This is a genomic window from Streptomyces sp. NPDC059861 (genome assembly GCF_042731435.1).
GTDB lineage: Bacteria > Actinomycetota > Actinomycetes > Streptomycetales > Streptomycetaceae > Streptomyces.
This window is the reverse complement of record NZ_JBHWJQ010000009.1, coordinates 90,246-109,763: the sequence shown is the minus strand read 5'-3', so window position 1 is coordinate 109,763 and position 19,518 is coordinate 90,246. Positions and strand designations below refer to the sequence as shown.

Below are 19,518 nucleotides of genomic sequence, written 5' to 3'. Positions count from 1 at the left end.
ATGCGTACGCGTACGAGCGTCGTCGCGGTGGCGGGGCTGCTCGCCCTGACCACCGGCTGCGGTGCCGCCGACATGACCCAGCAGGCCTCGCCGTTCGCGGGCGCGCAGGGGACCAAGAGCCTGACCCTGTCCGTGCAGTCGTGGGTGGGCGCGCAGTCGAACGTCGCCGTCGCCCAGTACCTGCTCGAACACGAACTCGGCTACCGCGTCGACACCGTCCAGATCGACGAGGTCCCCGCCTGGGACGCCCTCAGCCAGGGCCGCGTCGACGCGCTCCTGGAGGACTGGGGACACCCCGAGGAGGAGCAGCGGTACGTCAAGGACAAGAAGACGATCGTGGGCGCCGGCGACCTCGGGGTGACCGGGCACATCGGCTGGTACGTCCCGACCTACTTCGCGAAGCAGCACCCCGACGTCACCGACTGGAAGAACCTGAACAAGTACGCCGACCAGCTCCGCACCCCGGAGAGCGGCGGCAAGGGCCAGCTGATGGACGGCTCGCCGTCCTACGTCACCAACGACAAGGCCCTGGTGCAGAACCTGGACCTGGACTACCAGGTGGTGTTCGCCGGTTCCGAGGCCGCGCAGATCACGCAGATCAAGCAGTTCGCCAAGGAGAAGAAGCCCTTCCTGACCTACTGGTACTCACCGCAGTGGCTCTTCGAGAAGGTCCCGATGACCGAGGTGACGCTGCCCGCCTACAAGGAGGGCTGCGACGCGGACCCGGCGAAGGTCGCCTGCGCCTATCCGCACACACCGCTGCAGAAGTACCTGAACGCCGACTTCGCGAAGGACGGCGGGGCGGCGGCTCGGTTCCTGAAGAAGTTCAACTGGACGACCGAGGACCAGAACGAGGTCTCCCTGATGATCGCCGAGCAGAAGCTCAGCCCCGAGGAGGCGGCCAAGAAGTGGGTGGACAGCCACGAGTCCACCTGGAAGAAGTGGCTGTCCTGACGGTCACGGCCGTTCGACGAGCCCGGCCGAGATTCTTCGCAGCGCCTCGGTGGCCCGGCGCCGGAGACCCGGCCCGAAGGTGATCCGGGTGCCCCCTCGCTTCGCCCAGCTCGGCGAGCGAGGGGCCCGCCGCGTCGTCCACCGGGGCGAACGCGTCGATCGGTCCCTCGATCCCGGCCCGCAGCAGCGGCAGTACCTCGGGCGGCGCACCGATCGGATCCATTTCCATGGCGAAAACTCAGGCCACTCTCGGCATCCTCGTGTGCGCCGGCTTCGCCCAGGGCCTGCGCCTCCTCGCCGAGGTCCTCCACACCCGCGGCCTGCCCGCCCTCGCCGTGGAGTCCTACGGCCTCGACGCGCACTGGAGGCTCGTGGAACGCGCCGGCCTGCGCACCATCCCTCTCCCGTTCGACCTGGGCGTCTGGGTCGTCGAGAACGAGTCGGCGGACGTCGGCATCCGCGAGTCCTTCGGCCTGATCACGGACGAGTACGCCCGCTTCCTGCCGCACGTGACTCTCCAGCCGGAGCCCCGCAGGCCGGAACACTCCGCATCGGAGCGCCGCACGTCGCCGGCCTACGCGTCAGGCCCCTCCACACCGAGCACGGCACGCAGTTGGGCCAGCCCCCAGTCCAGGTCCTCCTTGCTGATGACCAGGGGCGGCGCGAGCCGGATCGTCGAACCGTGCGTGTCCTTCACCAGCACACCCCGGTCCATCAGCTTCTCGGACACCTCCCGCCCCGTGCCGAACTCCGGATGGATGTCCACACCGGCCCAGAGCCCGCGCCCCCGCACCCGCGACACCCGCCCGGTGCCGGTCAGCGCCGTCAGTTCGCGGTGCAGATGCTCGCCGAGATCCGCAGCCCGCGCCTGGTACTCGCCCGACCGCAGCATCGCGATCACCTCCAGCGCCACCGCGCAGGCCAGCGGATTCCCGCCGAACGTCGACCCGTGCTCCCCGGGCCGGAACACCCCGAGCACCTCCGCCGACGACACCACCGCCGACACCGGCACGATCCCCCCGCCCAGCGCCTTCCCCAGCACATACATGTCCGGCACGACACCTTCGTGCTCGCACGCGAACGTCCGCCCCGTCCGCCCTAGCCCCGACTGGATCTCGTCGGCGACGAACAGCGTGTTCCGCTCCCGGGCCAGCTCCCGCACCGCCGGCAGATAGCCGGCCGGCGGCACGATCACCCCCGACTCGCCCTGGATCGGCTCCAGCAGCACGGCGACCGTGTTCTCCGTCATCGCCGCCCGCATCGCCGTCAGGTCCCCGTACGGCACGATCTCGAAGCCCGGCGTGTACGGCCCGAAGTCCGTGCGCGCCTCCACGTCGGTGGAGAAGCTGATGATCGTCGTCGTACGGCCGTGGAAGTTGCCCGACGCGACCACGATCTTCGCCATCTCCGCGGGCACGCCCTTGACCCGGTACCCCCACTTCCGGGCGGTCTTCACCGCGGCCTCCACCGCCTCCGCGCCCGTGTTCATCGGCAGCACCATCTCCATCCCGCACAGGGACGCGAGCTCCGTGCAGAAGGCCGCGAACCGGTCGTGGTGGAAGGCGCGGGACGTCAACGTCACCCGTTCCAGCTGCGCCTTCGCCGCCACGATCAACCGCCGGTTGCCATGCCCGAAGTTGAGCGCCGAGTAACCGGCCAGCAGATCCAGATAGCGCCGGCCCTCCACATCCGTCATCCACGCCCCGTCGGCCGTGGCCACGACCACGGGCAGCGGGTGGTAGGTGTGCGCGCTGTGCGCTTCGGACCCGGCGATGTGGCTTTCCGTAGCGTTCACGGCGACTCCCGAACATGAGGCTGAACCCCCTTCTTATCGTCGCTCGCATGGTGGACTGGGGAACTGGCCCTTCCGGCGCGCCCGGTAGGCTGGCCGCGGGCCGTGACTGGCGCGCTGGGATGGGACGGACCATCGGGGAGCGGCCTGGAGCAGTGAGCGAGTGCCGTGCGCCTGGGCCGAACCGTGAACCGTGACCGCTGTAAGCCACGCCGCCCGGAGGCCGAGATGTCAGAGCAGCCCCTCTCCACCGAGTCCACCGCGTTCCGTTCCGCCCTTGATGTGATCCGCGCCGTCGAGCCACGCGTCGCCGACGCGATCGGCCAGGAGGTGGCCGACCAGCGCGAGATGCTCAAGCTGATCGCCTCCGAGAACTACGCGTCGCCGGCCACGCTCCTGGCCATGGGCAACTGGTTCAGCGACAAGTACGCCGAGGGCACCGTCGGCCGCCGCTTCTACGCCGGCTGCCGCAACGTCGACACCGTCGAGTCGCTGGCGGCCGAGCACGCCCGCGAACTCTTCGGCGCCCGCCACGCCTACGTCCAGCCGCACTCCGGCATCGACGCCAACCTCGTCGCCTTCTGGGCCGTCCTCGCCGACCGCGTCGAGGCCCCCTTCCTGGAGAAGACCGGCGTCCGCCAGGTCAACGACCTCTCCGAGGCCGACTGGGCAGAGCTCCGCCGCGCCTTCGGCAACCAGCGCATGCTCGGCATGTCCCTGGACGCCGGCGGCCACCTCACCCACGGCTTCCGCCCGAACATCTCCGGCAAGATGTTCGACCAGCGCTCCTACGGCACCGACCCGGCCACGGGCCTGATCGACTACGACGCCCTGCGCGCCCAGGCCCGTGAGTTCAAGCCGCTGATCATCGTCGCGGGCTACTCCGCCTACCCCCGTCTCGTGAACTTCCGGATCATGCGCGAGATCGCCGACGAGGTCGGCGCCACGCTCATGGTCGACATGGCCCACTTCGCCGGTCTCGTCGCCGGCAAGGTCCTCACCGGCGACTTCGACCCGGTTCCGCACGCCCAGATCGTCACCACCACCACCCACAAGTCGCTGCGCGGCCCGCGCGGCGGCATGGTCCTGTGCGACGACTCCCTCAAGGAACAGGTCGACCGTGGTTGCCCGATGGTCCTCGGCGGCCCGCTCCCGCACGTCATGGCCGCCAAGGCAGTCGCCCTCGCCGAGGCCCGTCAGCCCTCCTTCCGTGACTACGCCCAGCGCATCGTCGACAACTCCCGCGCCCTCGCCGAGGGCCTGATGCGGCGCGGCGCCACCCTGGTCACCGGCGGCACCGACAACCACCTCAACCTGATCGACGTCGCCTCGTCCTACGGCCTCACCGGCCGCCAGGCCGAGTCCGCCCTCCTCGAGTCCGGCATCGTCACCAACCGCAACTCCATCCCGGCCGACCCCAACGGCGCCTGGTACACCTCCGGCATCCGCATCGGCACCCCCGCCCTGACCACTCGTGGCCTGGGCACCGCGGAGATGGACGAGGTCGCCGCCCTCATCGACCGGGTGCTGACCACCACCGAGGCCGGCACCACCAGCAAGGGCGCGCCCTCCAAGGCCCAGCACATCCTGGACCCGAAGGTCGCGGAGGAGATCTCCCACCGCGCCACCGACCTCGTGGCCGGCTTCCCGCTGTACCCGGAGATCGACCACGGCTGATGCCTCCGGCGGTCTGGGGCGGCGGTCACTGCGGGCCCTGCCGGTGCCCCGCCGCTGCTCAGAGGTCGATCAGCTCCTGACGTGGTTCCGCTAGCGGCGGTCCGGCTCCCGGCTGGGCCGCCGCGCGGCGTATCAGGCGCGTGCCGCCCACGCCGAGGGCCAGGCCCGCCGCGAGGCCGGGTAGCGCCCACCAGGTGCCCGGTAGCGTGCCCGCCGTCGCCCGGGGCGAGTCCCCGGCCCGGTTCGTGGCCGCGCCCAGCAGGCCCGCCTCGTCCAGCCCCTCGAACACCGGTCGCGGTGCCCGGTGCCAGCGGATGTCGTCGTCCACCACGTCCGGTGCCGGGTCCGTGCGCACCCATGGCGTGCCGTCCTCGGCGAGGAACAGCTGGTCCTGGCGCTCGATGGCCACATCGCCGCCCGGAGGACTGCTCGTCTGCGGATAGCCTCCGACGCCCGTCAGGCCCCACATCACGGTGATCCGCACCGGCGGATGCCTGCCCTCCGTCCATTCCGCCGACACCCGTTCCGTACCCATGTACAGCGGCTGCAGCAACTGCCATAAGCGGCCGAAGTGCGGCTCGCCCGAGCGCAGCACCGTCGTCCGGCCCGAGACGCTCGCCGTGATCAGCGCCAGGTCGGGCACGTCCCGGGATCCCGGCGTGCGCGCCTCCGCGTCCGTGGCGGACAGACCGCCGAGCGTGACCGCCAGCGCGGCGGTCGCCACGAGCGTGAGCCACGTCGTCGTGCGCCGTCTTGTGCGGTGAACCATCGGTCCGCCTCGCCCCCCTCGCTCATGTCGCCTTCTTCTCATAGATCACGCAGCTCCTGCCTCGGTCCGGGCTCCCGGCGCAGCCGGGCCGACGGAATCCGGGCGGCGAGTGGACGCAGGCCCAGCGCGAGCACCGCTCCGGCCGCCACGCCCGGTATCGCCCACCACCAGCCGGTGGTCCGGTCCGAGTCCAGCTCCGCGGCGGTGGTTGGGGACTCGACGGCTGCGTCGTCGGCAGATCCCGCACCGGTGCCCGCTGCCGCGCCCGCCTGGGGTACCTCCGCCAGCTCGTCCTCCGGGGCGACGCCGGCATAGCCGTGGTTCGACGCCGGGCCCATGACGCCCAGCTCCTTGAGCAGGGCGAGCAGCTGGGTGGGATTCTTGGCGCGGTGCCAGTGGCCCTTCATCGACTCGGGCACGTTGGTCGCCGTGTGTATCCAGATGTCCCGCGCCTGCGAGGAGGCGTAGAGCTGGTCGTGCCGCCAGGGTGTGACGTCGTGCAGCAGCCAGGTGACGTTGATCAACCGCCCGCCGGCCAGGTCGGCCTCGGGCGGCTTGACCGCCGAGCCGGTGCGGTGCTCCTCCAGCAGTCGCTGGAGCTCTCCGTACTGCTCCTCCGAGTAGTACAGCCCCTCCACCTGCGCACTCTCCGGAGAGGCGACGAGCACACTCGTCGGCCCGCCCGCCGACGCCGGCGGAGCGACCCCTGTCAGCAGGACGAGCGTCGCCGTCAACGTCCCTGCCACTACCGCCAGTTCACGACACCTGGCCTTCCACCACATCACGCGACTGCGCATTCCAACCCCCAACCGGGCGATCCCCGTGCGGCCCGCCCGCGGGCCGCATGACACTTCTGGTACACCGCCCGACCCCTGCCGGTTCCCACCCCGCGCCACCGATTCGCAAGATTCTTCGGAGACCGGAAAGAGGGCCGTCCCATGGCTCCTCTCCCCTGACCCTCCGCCCTGGCCCTCCCTATCTAGCCCCCCGAGCCCGAGCCCTGGTCCAGCGACCGAGCCACCTCCAGTGCCCGCTCCCTGGCCGCCACCCCCTCCAGCCGGAGGGTCACATCGCCGTCCGGGGTCTGCTCGGCCCACAGCAGGGTCGGACCCGCCGTGCGCTCCTCGCGGGTGTGGCGGGCGCCGTCCGCGTCCACCAGCCAGAAGCTCAGCAGATGGCGGCGGGGGAACCACAGCGCCGTGTCGGGCAGGTCCCCGGCCGGGGTGCCGGCGTTGAGAGACAGCCACTGCGGCTGTTCACGCACCGTCTTCGCGAAGGTCATGTCGAGGCTCGCCGCGTACTGGTCCAGCCGTATCGTGCGCCCCCGCTCGGTCCAGCACAGGCTCACCAGGAAACGCCCCTGCGGGATGGGGGCCACCGACACCGCGTCGGGAGCGCCCAGCGCGTCCGGCACCAGCGGCTCGAAGCCCGCCCGCCGGGCGGCCTGCGCGAGGGAGACCGACCGGCCGCAGCCGGGCACCTCGGCGCCGGGGGAGGGCTCCGCGGACGGGTCGTAGCGCACCTCGACCCCGCCGAAGCCGAACCAGTCGAAGACCGCGGCGCGCACCGGGGGCGTGAGCACGAGCACGGTGAGCAGACCGCACAGCCCGGCCGTCAGGGTTCGCCGACGCGCCCACAGCCGACGCCGCACCGTGCCCAGCCGCTCGGCGAAGCCCGGGGGCTCGGGAACGGGGACCGGCACACGCTCGGCCAGTATCTGCCCCAGCACCCGCTCGACCATCGTCTCGGCGCCGGCCCCAGGTGGGCCCAGGGACCGCCCGAGCGCCCGCAGCTCCTCCGGCAGCCGGTCGGTACCGTCGCGGCCCCCGCGCCTGCTCCCGGCGCCGCTGTCACCGTCGTACGACGTGTCACCCACGCTCGTCACCCCCTTCCCGGGGCTGCAGGTCCGGCAGCAACCGGCCCATCTTCCGCAGTGCTCGATTCAGCCGGGATTTCACCGTCCCCCGGGGCCAGCCCAGGGCCTGGGCGGTCTCGGACTCGTCCATCTCCAGCAGATAGCGGTACGTGACGACCAGGCGGTGCTCCTCGCTCAGCTTGTCCAGGGCCGCGACGAGGGCCGCGCGGCGCTCCGTCTCGAGCGTCGCGACCGCGGGGTCGGCCGCATCCGGTATCAGCGGCTCGGCCCCGGCGAACGCCGCCTCGCGACCGGCGAGCGTGCGCTGGCGCGCCGCCGTCCGTACGGTGTTCCTCGTCTCATTGGCGACGATCGACAGCAGCCATGGCCGGAACGCCGAGCCGCCCTTGAAGCGGCCCAGCGCGCAGTACGCCTTGACGAAGGCCTGCTGCACCACATCCTCCGCGTCCGCACCGGCCCCGAGCGCCGCGGCCGCCCGCAGGGCGATGCCCGTATGGGCACGCACCAGCTCCGCGTACGCCTCCGGGTCTCCGGCGCGTACGCGTGCGATCACCGCGGCCTCATCGACGATGCGGCCCCCCTCCCGCGTCCTCACGCTTTTGTTACACCGCACAGGGCGAATCGGTTCCCACTCGCGCAGGACCAGTTCCGGATCAGTCGCGGATCAGTTGCGGAGCGGTCCCCGAGCGGTCCCCCAGCTCTGAGAGAATGGTGGGCATGGCCTCTGATCGACCCCGTGTGCTCTCCGGAATCCAGCCCACCGCAGGCTCGTTCCACCTCGGCAACTACCTGGGCGCCGTCCGCCAGTGGGTGGCTCTGCAGGAGACCCACGACGCGTTCTACATGGTCGTCGACCTGCACGCGATCACGATGCCGCAGGACCCCGCGGACCTGCGCGCGAACACCCGGCTCGCCGCCGCCCAGCTGCTCGCGGCCGGACTCGACCCCGAGCGCTGCACGCTGTTCGTCCAGAGCCACGTCCCCGAGCACGCCCAGCTCGCCTGGGTCATGAACTGCCTCACCGGCTTCGGCGAGGCCTCCCGCATGACCCAGTTCAAGGACAAGTCCGCCAAGCAGGGCGCGGACCGGGCCTCCGTCGGCCTGTTCACGTACCCGATCCTGCAGGTCGCGGACATCCTCCTCTACCAGGCCAACGAGGTCCCGGTCGGTGAGGACCAGCGCCAGCACATCGAGCTCACCCGCGACCTCGCCGAGCGCTTCAACGGCCGATTCGGCCAGACGTTCACGGTCCCGAAGCCGTACATCCTCAAGGAGACGGCCAAGATCTACGACCTTCAGGACCCGACGATCAAGATGAGCAAGTCGGCGTCCACGCCGAAGGGCCTGATCAACCTGCTCGACGAGCCCAAGGCGACGGCGAAGAAGGTCAAGAGCGCGGTCACCGACACGGACACCGTGGTCCGCTTCGACCCCGTGGCCAAGCCGGGCGTCAGCAACCTCCTCTCGATCTACTCGACCCTCACCGGGGCGGGAATCGCGGAACTGGAGGAGAAGTACGTGGGCAAGGGCTACGGTGCGCTCAAGACGGACCTCGCCGAGGTCATGGTCGAGTTCGTGACGCCCTTCCGGGAGCGGACCAACCAGTACCTCGACGACCCGGAGACGCTGGACTCGATCCTGGCCAAGGGCGCGGAGAAGGCGCGCGCCGTCGCCGCGGAGACCCTGTCACAGGCCTACGGCAGGGTGGGCTTCCTGCCGGCCAAGCACTGAGCCGGGCCGTACCTCCGTACCCCCGCCCAGCGCTGCACATCACTTCGGCTGCGCCTGCCCAGGGCACGGCCGGAGCCGTACAGTCGATAGCCGGACGGCCGCGACGACGGCCACCCGTGTCCGCCCGAGATCCGTACCCGACACGACGACAGGAGACGACGTGGGGACCGTAACGATCGGTGTGTCGATCGCGGTCCCGGAGCCGCACGGCAGCCTGCTCCAGCAGCGGCGCGTGGGCTTCGGCGACGCCGCGGCTCACGGTATCCCCACGCATGTCACCCTGCTGCCACCGACGGAGGTCGACGACGCGGAACTGCCCGCCGTCGAGGCGCACCTCGCCGATGTCGCCACCGCCGGGCGCGCTTTCGTGATGCGGCTGTCCGGCACCGGGACCTTCCGGCCCGTGTCACCGGTCGTGTACGTCCGGGTCGTCGACGGCGCCGAGGCCTGCACGTGGCTGCAGCGGCAGGTCCGGGACGTCTCCGGCCCCGTGGCACGCGAACTGCAGTTCCCCTACCACCCGCACGTCACCGTCGCCCACGGCATCGACGAGGCGGCCATGGACCGCGCCTTCGAGGAACTGGCCGACTACCAGGCCGAATGGGCCTGCACCGGCTTCGGCCTCTACGAACAGGGCGCCGACGGCGTGTGGCGCAAGCTGCGGGACTTCACGTTCGGTGGGGCGGTCGTGCCTCCGCAGGCGGGGCGCGTGGAACGGGGCACCATCCCCAGCCGCTAGGCCCTCGGGCGGCCTCCATGGGTGTGGTCACGCCCGGTCGCTACATCGGCAGCCGCCGGAACACCCGACGCGGGACGTGCCGCAGCGCCGCCATCACCAGGCGGAGCGCACCCGGTACCCACACCGTCTCCGAGCGGCGGCGCAGGCCCAGTTCGACGGCCGTCGCGACCGCTTCCGGGCTGGTGGCGAACGGGGTTTCGGCCAGGCCGGTGGTCATCTTCGAGCGGACGAATCCGGGGCGTACGACCATGACGTCCACCCCTGTTCCGTGCAGCGCGTCGCCCAGGCCCTGGGCGAACGCGTCGAGGCCGGCCTTGCTGGAGCCGTAGATGAAGTTCGCCCGGCGGGCGCGTTCGGCGGCGACCGAGGACAGGACGACCAGGGAGCCGTGGCCCTGGGCCTGCAACGCGCGGGCGCTGACCAGGCCCGCCGAGATCGCTCCCGTGTAGTTGGTCTGCGCCACACGCACCGCGCCCGCCGGCTCGCGCTCGTCCTGCGCCTGGTCGCCGAGGATGCCGAACGCGAGCAGCACCATGTCGATGTCGCCCTCCGCGAAGACCTTGCCGAGCGCCGTCTCGTGGGACTCGGGGTCGAGCGCGTCGAAGGCGACGGTGTGCACCTCCGCGCCGCGGGCGCGCAGGCCCTCAGCGGCCTCCTCAAGGGCGGGCGAGGGGCGTCCGGCCAGCCACACCGTGCGGGTCCGGCGCATGATCAGACGGCGCGCGGTGGCCAGCGCGATCTCGGACGTGCCGCCGAGGACGAGGAGGGACTGGGGGAGACCGAAAGCGTCCTTCATGACAGCTCCTGTGGAGGTACGGGCTACGGGCTGGGCAGCGGGTCGGCATGGGGCCTGCCACGGGGCGGACGGGCCACGGGGCGGACGAGCCGAGGGCCGGGTCGGCCACGCGGCAGGCGGCCTGGAGGCGGGCTACGGGACGGGGCGGGTGGTCTGGGGAGGGGGGCGACGGGGCGGGCGGCCTGGAGGGGGGCGACGGGACGGGGCGGGTGGTCTGGAGGGGGGCGACGGGACGGGGCGGGTGGTCTGGAGGGGGGCGACGGGACGGGGCGGGCGGTCCGGGGGCCGACCGTGGCGCGGGCGGGCTACAGCCCGAGTCGGCGCGAGAGGTCCGAGGTGAAGACCCCGCGCGGATCCAGTTCCGCGCGCAGGGCGCGGAAGTCGGCGAGCTTCGGGTACATCCCGGCGAGCAGGTCGGGGCGGAGCCGGGAGTCCCTGGCGAGGCAGACCCGGCCGCCCGCGGCCGCCACCTCCTCGTCCAGTTCGTCGAGGAAGGCGGCGAGGCCCGGCAGGGCGGCCGGGATGTCCAGGGCCAGGGTCCAGCCGGGCACGGGGAAGGCGAGCCAGCCCGGGGCGGCGTCCCCGAAGCGCTTGAGGACGGCCACGAAGGACGGGCAACGGCGCGCGGCGATGCGCCGCACGATCCGGGACAGCGCGTCCTCCTGGCCGTATCCGACGACGAACCGGTACTGCACGACGCCACCGCGGCCGTAGAGCCGGTTCCAGTGCGGAACGCCGTCCAGGGGGTGGAAGAAGCCAGAGAGACGCTGGAGTTGGCCGGTACGCGCGCGTGGTGCCTTCCGGAACCAGAGTTCGTTGAACAATCCGACGGTGCGGCGGCTCAGGAGACCCTCCGGGACGAGCTCGGAGGCGACGAGAGCGGGGACGTCGGGCAACTGGGCGGGGCGGAAGGCCAGCGGGTCCCTACGCGCACGCGTGCCCACGCGCAGCGCCTCGAACGGCGCGTGGTCGCCGTGGGTCAGCACCCCGCGCCCCGTCGCCGCGCCGCGGGCCAGCAGGTCGATCCAGGCGGCCGAGTACGGACGGCGGTGGTCCGTGGCCGTCAGGCGGGCCAGCAGGTCGTCGAGATCGTCGGCGCGCTCGGTGTCGACGGTCATCCACGCCGTCTCGACCGGCTGGAGTCGGAGGGTCGCCGTGAGGATGACCCCGGTGAGTCCCATGCCGCCCGCCGTCGCGTCGAAGAGGGGGGTGCCCTGGCCGACGGTGCTGATCTCGCCGTCGGCGGTGAGGAGTTCGAGGGACGGCACATGGCGGGTGAAGGAGCCCGCGGCGTGGTGGTTCCTGCCGTGGACGTCCGCGGCGATCGCCCCGCCGACCGTGACGTGGCGCGTGCCGGGCGTCACCGGGACGAACCAGCCGAGCGGCAGCAGCACTTGTGCCAGACGGTGCAGGCTGACGCCCGCGTCGCACAGGACGGTACCGCCGGCGACGTCGATGGCGTGGATGCGGTCCAGGCCCGTCATGTCGAGCACCGCCCCGCCGGCGTTCTGTGCCGCGTCCCCGTACGCCCGCCCCAGGCCCCTCGGGATGCCGCCGCGAGCCCCGCAGTCCTGGACGGCGGCCACGGCCTCCTGGTAGGTCCGGGGGCGGATCAGACGGGCCGTGGTGGCAGCGGTGCGGCCCCACCCCGTGACGGAGGAGAGGGTGGCGTGGGGCGCGGTGTCGGGGGCGGTGTCGGCAGGCATGGTGGTGACCGTAACGCCCTATGTGTCGTATTCATTCTGAAACATACAGCATCTCCCTGGAATGGGTGATTAATGGGATGTCGCCCAATATTCCCGTATTTCCGGGGGGTTGACGGGAACAGTGGGTCGGTGTCGGTCACGATGGCGTGGTTCCGGGGCACTAGGACAGTGGTGCTCGGGATCGACCGTGAGGCCGGCGGCCGCGTCGGCCGTATCGGCGGTGAAGCGGAGGGCAGGCTCGGATCATGGACTGGCTGAAAAGGCTCCCCGTCATCGGCCCCCTGGCCACCCGGCTGATGCTCACGCACGCGTGGCGGTCGTACGAGCGGCTGGACCGTGTGAAGTGGACACGGCTGGCCGCCGCGATGACGTTCACCAGCTTCGTCGCGCTGTTCCCACTGCTCACCGTGGGCGCCGCGATCGCCGCCGCGACGCTCAGCACGGAGCAGCAGAAGGAGATCCAGGACAAGATCGCCGAGCAGATCCCCGGCATCTCCGACCAGCTGAACATCGGCGCCCTGGTCGACAACGCCGGCACCGTCGGGGTCATCGCGGGTGCGCTGCTGCTGTTCACCGGCATCGGCTGGGTCGGCTCGATGCGCGACTGCCTGCGCGCGGTGTGGGAGCTGCCGGACGAGGAGGAGAACCCCCTCCTGCGCAAGGCGAAGGACACGGGCGTCCTGCTCGGACTCGGCGGCGCGCTGCTGCTCACGCTCGCCGCGTCCACCGTCGCGTCGGCCACGGTCGGTTGGAGCGCCCGCCGGCTGGGCCTGGAGGAACACGGCTGGGGGAGCCTGCTGCTGCGCACGGCAGCGTTCGTCGTCGCCGTGCTCGCCGCCTTCCTGCTCCTGCTGTACGTCCTCACGCTGCTGCCCGGCGTGGAGCCGTCCCGGCGGCGGCTGATCGTGGGCGCGCTGGTCGGCGCGGTCGGCTTCGAGCTGCTGAAGCTGCTGCTGAGCAGCTACATCCAGGGCGTCGCCGCGAAGAGCATGTACGGCGCGTTCGGCGTCCCCGTCGCCCTGCTGCTGTGGATCAACTTCACCTCGAAGCTGGTCCTGTTCTGCGCGGCCTGGACGGCGACGCCGAGCAAGGAGGCCGAGCGCGCGGAGGCCGACGGGGCCGACGGCATCGACGGAAACGGCGTGGCGGACGCGGCCACACCGACCGGGGGCTGACAACAGCCCCTGATCCCGCCTCAGGCGACGCCCCGCTCGGGCCTCACCGCGCCCTCGGTCTCAAGCCGCGCCCTTGGCCACGCCCCAGAGCGCGCCCCGGTCATCCCTCAGGTCACGCCCTGGGTCGCGCCGTGCCCGGGGCATCCCTCAGGTCACGCCCTGGGTCGCGCCGTGCCCGGGCACCCGCACCTCACCGTCGGCGCAGTGGCCACCGGCGGTTCACCAGGACTGCCCCGGCCGCGATCAGTGCCAGCAGGCCTGCCGTGACGGCGAGGGCGATTCCGATGCCGGTGGAGCCGTTCCCGGCCGTAGAGCTCGCCACGGGCTTGCTCGACTCCCCGCCGGTCCCGGAGCCGCCCGCCTCGCCGGAGTTCGCCTCGCCGGAGGCGGTGGCGCCGGGCTGGGTACCGGCCGCGCCCTTGGGCGGCACCAGCTCACCGACCGGCTCCACCTTCCCGGCCGCCCTGAAGCCCCAGTCGAACAGTCGCGCGGTCTCCTTGTAGACCGCGTTGTGGCCGCCCTTCTCCGGGTTCATCACGGTGACGAGCAGCACCTTGCCGCCCCGCTCCGCGACCCCGGTGAAAGTGGCGCCCGCGTTGGTGGTGTTGCCGTTCTTGACGCCCGCGATGCCCTGGTACTGGGAGATGTCCGAGTCACCGGTCAGCAGCCGGTTGGTGTTCTGGATCTCGAAGGTCTCGCGGACCGGCCTGCCCTTCTTGTTCTTCGTGGTCCGGCCCGGGAACTTCGCGCTCACGGTCGAGCAGTACTCGCGGAAGTCCTTCTTCTGCAGCCCCGAACGGGCGATCAGCGTCAGGTCGTACGCGGAGGAGACCTGGCCGGCGGCGTCATAGCCGTCGGGGCTCATGACATGCGTGTCGAGGGCCTGGAGCTCCTCGGCGTGCTCGTTCATCTCCGCGACCGTGTTGCCGACGCCCTTGTTCATGGCGGACAGCACGTGCACGGCGTCGTTGCCGGAGCGCAGGAAGACACCGAGCCACAGGTCGTGGACGGTGTACGTCTCGTTCTCCTTTATCCCCACCATGCTGGATCCCGAGCCGATGCCCGCCAGGTCGGAGGCGGCCACCTTGCGGGTCATCGTCTTGGGGAACTTCGGCAGCAGCGTGTCCGCGAACAGCATCTTCAGGGTGCTCGCGGGGGCCAGCCGCCAGTGCGAGTTGTGCGAGGCGAGCACCTCGCCGGACTCGGCGTCGGCGATGATCCAGGATCGTGCCGAGACGTCCTTCGGCAGCACCGGGACCCCGCTCGCCAGGTTCACCTGCGTCCCCGGACGGCCCAGCCGCGCGCCGCCCATGGTCGACATGTTCGCCGGCGGAGTGGCCGACGGGCTGGTCGAGGAACTCGGCGACGGCCGGGGCGCCGCGAGGGCGGCGGGTGCGGTCAGCGAAACGGTCAACAGGGTCGCGGAAGCGAGCAGCAGGGAGCGCCGGGCGGTCGTTTTCGGTGCGCGGGCGGTCTTCATCGGTGCGGGCACGAGCGAGAACGTACATGTACGGCCCCCGGAAGTCCCGTTGCCCTCCCCACCCCGGCGCACGAACCGGACACCCGGCGGTGATACTGAACGCATGAAACTCAGCCGCCCGATCTCCTGGTTCCTGCTCGCCTTCGGGGTGTGGAGCTGGGTCATCTGGGTCACTTTCGTCAACAACCTGATCAAGGACAGCAGCGGGCTGGCTTTCGAGGACGGTCGACCGACGGCGTACTTCTGGGTGCATCTGCTGCTCGCCGTCGTCTCCTTCGTATTGGGGACGATCGTCGGGGTCATCGGGTTGCGCGGAGTGCGCGCACTGCGCCGCAAGTCATAGCAATCCGCAGCACCCCGGCCAAGGAGAGAACAACGGCATGGTGATCGTCTTCCTGCTCGTCGTGGTGAGCGTCCTCGTCGTGGCGAACTGGTATCTGTGGCGCCGCCTGTTCCGCGACACCACCCGGCGCCCGGGCCCGTCGCGCCGGGTGGGCGCGGTACTGATCGCGGGCGGCTGGGTGCTCGCGATCGGCGCACTGGTGGCCGAACGCGCCGGCGCGCCCTTCTGGCTCCAGCGCACCCTCGCGTGGCCGGGCTTCCTGTGGCTCGCGCTGTCGATCTACCTGCTGCTCGCCGTGGTCGCGGGTGAGGTCGTACGACCGCTGCTCCGGCGTTTCCTGGAGCGCCGGGACGCGCGGCAGCGGGGGCCGGCCGACGCCGGAGTGACGCGGCCCGCGCCGCGGCCGGAGCCGATACCGGCAGGGGCACCGCCCAAGGAGGCCGCCTCCGACGAGCCGCCCACGGAGGCCGCCGCCACGGAGACCGGGACACCCGCCCCCGGCGAGGGACCGCGGCACCCCGCCCCCTCCCGCCGCCTGTTCGTCTCCCGTGTCGTCGCGGGTGCCGCCGCCGCGGCGGCCGTCGGCACGGTCGGTGCCGGCACCTACGGCGTTCTCAACGGCCCCGGCGTGCAGCGCGTCACCGTCCCGCTGGCCAAGCTCCCGCGCGCGGCACACGGCTTCCGGATCGCCGTGGTCAGTGACGTCCACCTGGGCCCGGTCCTCGGCCGGGGCTTCGCCCAGAAGGTCGTGGACACCATCAACGGCACGCAGCCCGACCTGATCGCGGTCGTCGGCGACCTGGTCGACGGCAGCGTGAAGGACCTGGGTCCTGCTGCCGCGCCCCTGGCCCAGCTTCGCGCCCGGCACGGGGCGTACTTCGTCACCGGCAACCACGAGTACTTCTCCGGCGCCGGGCAGTGGGTCCAGCAGGTACGGCGGCTGGGCATGCGCCCGCTGGAGAACGCGCGGACGGAACTGCCCTGGTTCGACCTGGCGGGCGTCAACGACGTCGCGGGCGAGAGCGAGGGACAGGGTCCCGACTTCGCCCGGGCGCTCGGCGACCGCGACACCACGCGCGCGTGCGTGCTCCTCGCCCATCAGCCGGTCCAGATCCACGAGGCCGTCGAGCACCATGTGGACCTCCAGCTCTCCGGCCACACCCACGGCGGTCAGCTGTGGCCCGGCAACCTCGTCGCGGCGGCCGCGAACCCGACCCTCGCGGGCCTGGAGCGCTACGGCGACACCCAGTTGTACGTCAGCCGCGGCGCCGGCGCCTGGGGGCCGCCCATGCGCGTGGGTGCTCCCTCCGACATCACGGTGATCGAGCTGGCGTCGACCCAGGCGTAGGCATCCGCGGCGACGAACGGGGCTCCTCTTCTGCGCGGGAATGCGCCGACCGTGCGTTCCCGCGCAGCCGCTTCCTCGTGAACAGCGTGTGAAACCCCCCGGAAGCGAACACCCGACAAGTTCGCCCCCCTCTCGGCAAAGGCGCCTTCCTCGCGGGCAGCACTCCGTGATGGGGTGAGCCGTGCCATGGGGACTGGCACATGGGGCCTCGGGGAGGGCACCGATGCGATCGGTTCGCTTGCGGATTTCCGCGGCATCGCCGGTGCTCGCGGCGGCTTCGGCCACCGGCTCCCCGCCGCACGGCATCCGCGGCCGGCCGCATCTCACCGAGGGCGCCTGGGTGCCGCGCCTGAGGCGGCTCACCTGGGATCCGACGCCCGGCCGCCCGCGGCGGCGAACAGCCGTGATCCCATGGCTGCGATACCCACCGGATCCGCCCAAGTGATGCCGGACAGCCCTCGGACACAGCACCATGTGTCGCAGGTGTGTGCGGGGTGAGGAGTGAACGTGGTGAGACGCTACGCCTTCCGGCTGCCCCGGCACCCGGCCTCCGTCGGTCTCGCCCGGCGCAGGGTGCGGGACCATCTGACCGACTGGGGGCTCGCTCCCGACGCCCCGGCGCTCGCGGACGCCGTGCTGCTGGTGTCCGAGCTCGCCACCAACGTCGTACGCCACGGGCCGCGGACGGAGGCCGAGTTCGAGATCGCGGTGACCGCGCTCGCCGACGGCTCCTGCCTCATCGAGGTCTCCGACGAGGGCAGCCGCATGCCTCGCCTGCGGTCGGTCGACGACGACCAGGAGGCCGGCCGGGGCCTGCATCTCGTGGAGCACATGGCCACCGCCTGGGGCGTCTGGAGCAGGGGCACCCACGGCAAGACGGTGTGGGCGCTGGTGCACGCCGAGACGTAGACCCGGCCCACCAACGCCGCAGCCGCCCTGCCCCGCCCCGCGCTAGGCAGGCACCGGCGCCCGCACCGGCAGCGTCACCGTCACCGCGAGCCCCTCACCCGGCGCCGTACGCACTCCCACCGCGCCCCCGTGGGCGTGGACCACGCCCTGCACGATCGCCATCCCCAGCCCGCTGCCCGCGCCGCCTCCCGTGCGGAAGAAGCGGTCGAAGATGCGGGCCGCGTCGTCCGCGTCCAGCCCGGGCCCGTCGTCGTCGACGCACAGCCGCACCGCCCCGTCGTCCGCCCGCTCCACCGCGAGCCGCACCGGCACGTCGGCGGGCGTGTGGATGCGGACGTTGGCCAGCAGGTTGCCGAGGACCTGCCGCAGCCCCGACTCGTCGGCGTGCACCAGCACCGAGCCGTCGGCGCGGACGGATATGGGCCGCTCCGGCTGCTGCACGCGCAGGTCCTCGGCCGCGTCGCGTACCAGGCGGCTCACGTCGACGTTGCGGAAGCGCAGTTGGGGCTCCTGGTCGAGGCGGGCGAGGGTGAGCAGCTCGTCGACGAGCCGGCCCATGCGGTCGGCCTCCGCGAGCACCCGCTCCCAGGCGCGCTTGCGGTCGGCCGGGTCGCGCAGCATGCCCTTGTCGTAGAGCTGGAGGTAGCCGCGTATCGCGGACAGCGGGGTGCGCAGTTCGTGCGAGGCGTCGGCGACGAAGCGGCGCAGCTGGGCGGCGCTGTGCTCGCGGGTGCGGTACGCCGATTCCACCTGCTGGAGCATGGAGTTGAGGGCGAGCCGCAGCTGCTCGACCTCCAGGGTGGGCTCGCGGCTTGACGGGACGCGCCGGGTCAGGTCGCCCTCGGCGATGGCCGTGGACGTCTCGACCATGTCCTCCAGCGGCTGGGTGCGGCGCCGCACGCTGAACATCGTCAGCCAGGCCAGCATGGCCGTCAGCAGGATGCCGGCCGCGATGTCGAGCTTGAGGGCCCGGGCGACGACCTCCCTCAGGGACTCGGTCGAGGCCGCGAGCAGTACGGTCGTGCCGTCGGCGAGCTGCCCGGCGGTGACGCGGTAGTGGTCGCCTCGCATCTCCAGGTCGTGGGGCTCCGTGTCGGCGGCGAGGGCCGCCGGGTCGTCCACGGCGGCGGCCAGGGCGCGCTGGGTGCCGGTCGGGGCGAGGCCGCCGATGGTCCGGGCCTGCCCGTCGCGGTCCACGGCCACGAAGAGCGAGCCCTGCACCAGGGAGTCGGTGTCGTCGCCGGAGGCGCCGGGCCCCATCTTTTCGCTCAGGGCGAACAGCGCGGTCAGCGAGTCGACCTGCTCGAAGGTCAGCGGGGTCTCACCGATCGAGTCCCGGGACATCATCAGCTCCTGGTCGACGGCGTCGAGCAGATACAGCCGCATGCCCATCACACTGACGCACGTCGCCACGACGACGCCGAGGGCCAGCAGCAGCACGTTCGCCATCGTCAGTTTGCCGCGCAGGGAACGCGGACCGCGCCCGCGGTGCCCGTGGGGCCACCTCATGCCAGGCCGTACCCGACGCCGCGCCGGGTGGTGATCACCGGCGGTCCCAGGGTGTCCAGCTTGCGCCGCAGATAGCTGATGTAGGTCTCCACGACGGTCGACTCGGACGGCGCGTGCTCGTACTGCCAGACGTGCCGCAGCAGTTGCTCCTTGGGGACGATCCGACCGCCGTTGCGCACCAGGAAGCGCAGCAGCGCGTACTCGGTGGGGGTCAACTCGACCGACTTGCCCGCGCGGTGCACGCGGTACGTCGTCTCGTCCAGCTCCAGGTCGCCGTACCGAAGGGGCGGGCGCTGCGGCAGGACGTCGGCGGATCGGGTGCGGCGCAGCACCGCGGTGACCCGGGCGACCACCTCGTCGATGTTGAACGGCTTGGTGATGTAGTCGTCGCCGAAGCCGAGGGCGCCGACGATCTCCGCGGGCGAGTCGCGCGCGGTGAGGAAGACCAGCGCCAGGTCGGGGCGCCGCGCGCGCAGTTCACGGCCGAGTGCCCGGCCGTCGCCGTCCGGGAGCATGACGTCGAGCAGCGCCGCGTCGGGCCGGGTGCGCTCGGCCAGGGTGAGCGCCTCGCGGACGGTGCCCGCGGTCATGACCTCGAAACGGTGGTAGCGCAGGGCGATCGCGAGGACGTCGGCGATGCTCACCTCGTCCTCCACGACCAGCACGGTGCCGGGAGCCGTCGTCATGCCCCCAGTATCGGCGCGGCCACCGACA

At 72.0% G+C, this 19,518-nt stretch carries 18 protein-coding genes and 2 pseudogenes; 9 read left to right on the top strand and 11 right to left on the bottom strand.

Features of this window, described 5'->3' with window-relative positions; translation table 11 throughout:
• On the top strand, positions 1–954 hold the full coding sequence (locus ACFV6X_RS10905) for an ABC transporter substrate-binding protein (protein ID WP_385380727.1): 954 nt from the start codon (positions 1–3) through the stop codon (positions 952–954).
• A 3-nt stretch (positions 955–957) separates the two neighbouring features.
• Here ACFV6X_RS10905 and ACFV6X_RS10900 read toward each other — a convergent pair.
• Positions 958–1,171 (bottom strand): annotated as a pseudogene (locus tag ACFV6X_RS10900) (isocitrate lyase/phosphoenolpyruvate mutase family protein); the annotation flags it as partial.
• Between the two features lie 10 nt (positions 1,172–1,181).
• Between ACFV6X_RS10900 and ACFV6X_RS10895 the strand changes: the two are divergent.
• A pseudogene (locus ACFV6X_RS10895) lies at positions 1,182–1,454 on the top strand (hypothetical protein); the annotation flags it as partial.
• Between the two features lie 74 nt (positions 1,455–1,528).
• Here ACFV6X_RS10895 and rocD read toward each other — a convergent pair.
• Entirely contained in the window at positions 1,529–2,749 is a 1,221-nt protein-coding gene (gene rocD / locus ACFV6X_RS10890; protein WP_385380724.1) for an ornithine--oxo-acid transaminase, read from the bottom strand.
• 225 nt (positions 2,750–2,974) lie between these two features.
• Here rocD and ACFV6X_RS10885 point away from each other — a divergent pair, with 225 nt between their 5' ends.
• The gene (locus ACFV6X_RS10885; RefSeq protein ID WP_385380722.1) at positions 2,975–4,423 is read left to right on the top strand and encodes a glycine hydroxymethyltransferase; all 1,449 of its coding nucleotides are present in this window, start codon (positions 2,975–2,977) and stop codon (positions 4,421–4,423) included.
• A gap of 58 nt (positions 4,424–4,481) precedes the next feature.
• Here ACFV6X_RS10885 and ACFV6X_RS10880 read toward each other — a convergent pair whose 3' ends face one another.
• The 4 genes from ACFV6X_RS10880 to ACFV6X_RS10865 all read right to left on the bottom strand — a co-directional run bounded on the left by ACFV6X_RS10880 (position 4,482) and on the right by ACFV6X_RS10865 (position 7,621).
• A complete protein-coding gene (locus ACFV6X_RS10880; protein WP_385380719.1) occupies positions 4,482–5,192 on the bottom strand; it encodes a hypothetical protein in 711 nt (236 codons plus the stop codon).
• A 38-nt stretch (positions 5,193–5,230) separates the two neighbouring features.
• Positions 5,231–5,938 (bottom strand): hypothetical protein, encoded by a 708-nt coding sequence (locus tag ACFV6X_RS10875; protein WP_385380716.1) that lies wholly within the window; start codon positions 5,936–5,938, stop codon positions 5,231–5,233.
• Positions 5,939–6,171: 233 nt separating this feature from the next.
• Complete coding sequence (locus tag ACFV6X_RS10870; RefSeq protein ID WP_385380713.1) at positions 6,172–7,068, bottom strand: hypothetical protein; 897 nt, start codon at positions 7,066–7,068, stop codon at positions 6,172–6,174.
• A complete protein-coding gene (locus ACFV6X_RS10865) occupies positions 7,061–7,621 on the bottom strand; it encodes an RNA polymerase sigma factor (protein ID WP_365454422.1) in 561 nt (186 codons plus the stop codon). The genes ACFV6X_RS10870 and ACFV6X_RS10865 overlap by 8 nt, the downstream gene beginning before the upstream one ends.
• A gap of 164 nt (positions 7,622–7,785) precedes the next feature.
• Here ACFV6X_RS10865 and trpS point away from each other — a divergent pair, with 164 nt between their 5' ends.
• Positions 7,786–8,799, top strand: coding sequence for a tryptophan--tRNA ligase (gene trpS / locus ACFV6X_RS10860; RefSeq protein WP_385380710.1), 1,014 nt, complete (start codon positions 7,786–7,788; stop codon positions 8,797–8,799).
• A gap of 160 nt (positions 8,800–8,959) precedes the next feature.
• Positions 8,960–9,538 carry a 2'-5' RNA ligase family protein gene (locus ACFV6X_RS10855; RefSeq protein WP_385380707.1) on the top strand — a complete coding sequence of 193 codons (579 nt, stop codon included), beginning with the start codon at positions 8,960–8,962 and terminating at the stop codon, positions 9,536–9,538.
• A 40-nt stretch (positions 9,539–9,578) separates the two neighbouring features.
• On the opposite strand, the gene ACFV6X_RS10850 is transcribed toward ACFV6X_RS10855, so the two are convergent.
• Positions 9,579–10,334, bottom strand: coding sequence for a decaprenylphospho-beta-D-erythro-pentofuranosid-2-ulose 2-reductase (locus ACFV6X_RS10850; RefSeq protein WP_385380704.1), 756 nt, complete (start codon positions 10,332–10,334; stop codon positions 9,579–9,581).
• Between the two features lie 305 nt (positions 10,335–10,639).
• Complete coding sequence (locus tag ACFV6X_RS10845) at positions 10,640–12,040, bottom strand: FAD-binding protein (RefSeq protein ID WP_385380701.1); 1,401 nt, start codon at positions 12,038–12,040, stop codon at positions 10,640–10,642.
• A gap of 245 nt (positions 12,041–12,285) precedes the next feature.
• Between ACFV6X_RS10845 and ACFV6X_RS10840 the strand changes: the two genes are divergently transcribed.
• A complete protein-coding gene (locus ACFV6X_RS10840; protein ID WP_385380698.1) occupies positions 12,286–13,215 on the top strand; it encodes a YihY/virulence factor BrkB family protein in 930 nt (309 codons plus the stop codon).
• Positions 13,216–13,405: 190 nt separating this feature from the next.
• Here the strand turns inward: ACFV6X_RS10840 and ACFV6X_RS10835 are convergent, their stop codons facing one another.
• Positions 13,406–14,695 carry a D-alanyl-D-alanine carboxypeptidase family protein gene (locus tag ACFV6X_RS10835; RefSeq protein ID WP_385380940.1) on the bottom strand — a complete coding sequence of 430 codons (1,290 nt, stop codon included), beginning with the start codon at positions 14,693–14,695 and terminating at the stop codon, positions 13,406–13,408.
• A 103-nt stretch (positions 14,696–14,798) separates the two neighbouring features.
• Here ACFV6X_RS10835 and ACFV6X_RS10830 point away from each other — a divergent pair, with 103 nt between their 5' ends.
• The 3 genes from ACFV6X_RS10830 (at position 14,799) to ACFV6X_RS10820 (ending at position 17,295) form a co-directional block, all read left to right on the top strand.
• Complete coding sequence (locus ACFV6X_RS10830; RefSeq protein WP_385380695.1) at positions 14,799–15,038, top strand: SCO4848 family membrane protein; 240 nt, start codon at positions 14,799–14,801, stop codon at positions 15,036–15,038.
• A gap of 37 nt (positions 15,039–15,075) precedes the next feature.
• Positions 15,076–16,386, top strand: a complete 1,311-nt coding sequence (locus ACFV6X_RS10825) for a metallophosphoesterase (protein ID WP_385380692.1) — start codon at positions 15,076–15,078, stop codon at positions 16,384–16,386.
• Between the two features lie 507 nt (positions 16,387–16,893).
• Positions 16,894–17,295 (top strand): ATP-binding protein, encoded by a 402-nt coding sequence (locus ACFV6X_RS10820; protein ID WP_385380689.1) that lies wholly within the window; start codon positions 16,894–16,896, stop codon positions 17,293–17,295.
• A 42-nt stretch (positions 17,296–17,337) separates the two neighbouring features.
• On the opposite strand, the gene ACFV6X_RS10815 is transcribed toward ACFV6X_RS10820, so the two are convergent.
• Both ACFV6X_RS10815 and ACFV6X_RS10810 read right to left on the bottom strand, forming a co-directional pair.
• Positions 17,338–18,804: a sensor histidine kinase gene (locus tag ACFV6X_RS10815; protein WP_385380686.1), complete on the bottom strand. Its 1,467-nt coding sequence runs from the start codon at positions 18,802–18,804 to the stop codon at positions 17,338–17,340.
• Entirely contained in the window at positions 18,801–19,490 is a 690-nt protein-coding gene (locus ACFV6X_RS10810) for a response regulator transcription factor (RefSeq protein ID WP_385380684.1), read from the bottom strand. The genes ACFV6X_RS10815 and ACFV6X_RS10810 overlap by 4 nt, the downstream gene beginning before the upstream one ends.
• Positions 19,491–19,518 lie beyond the last annotated feature (28 nt).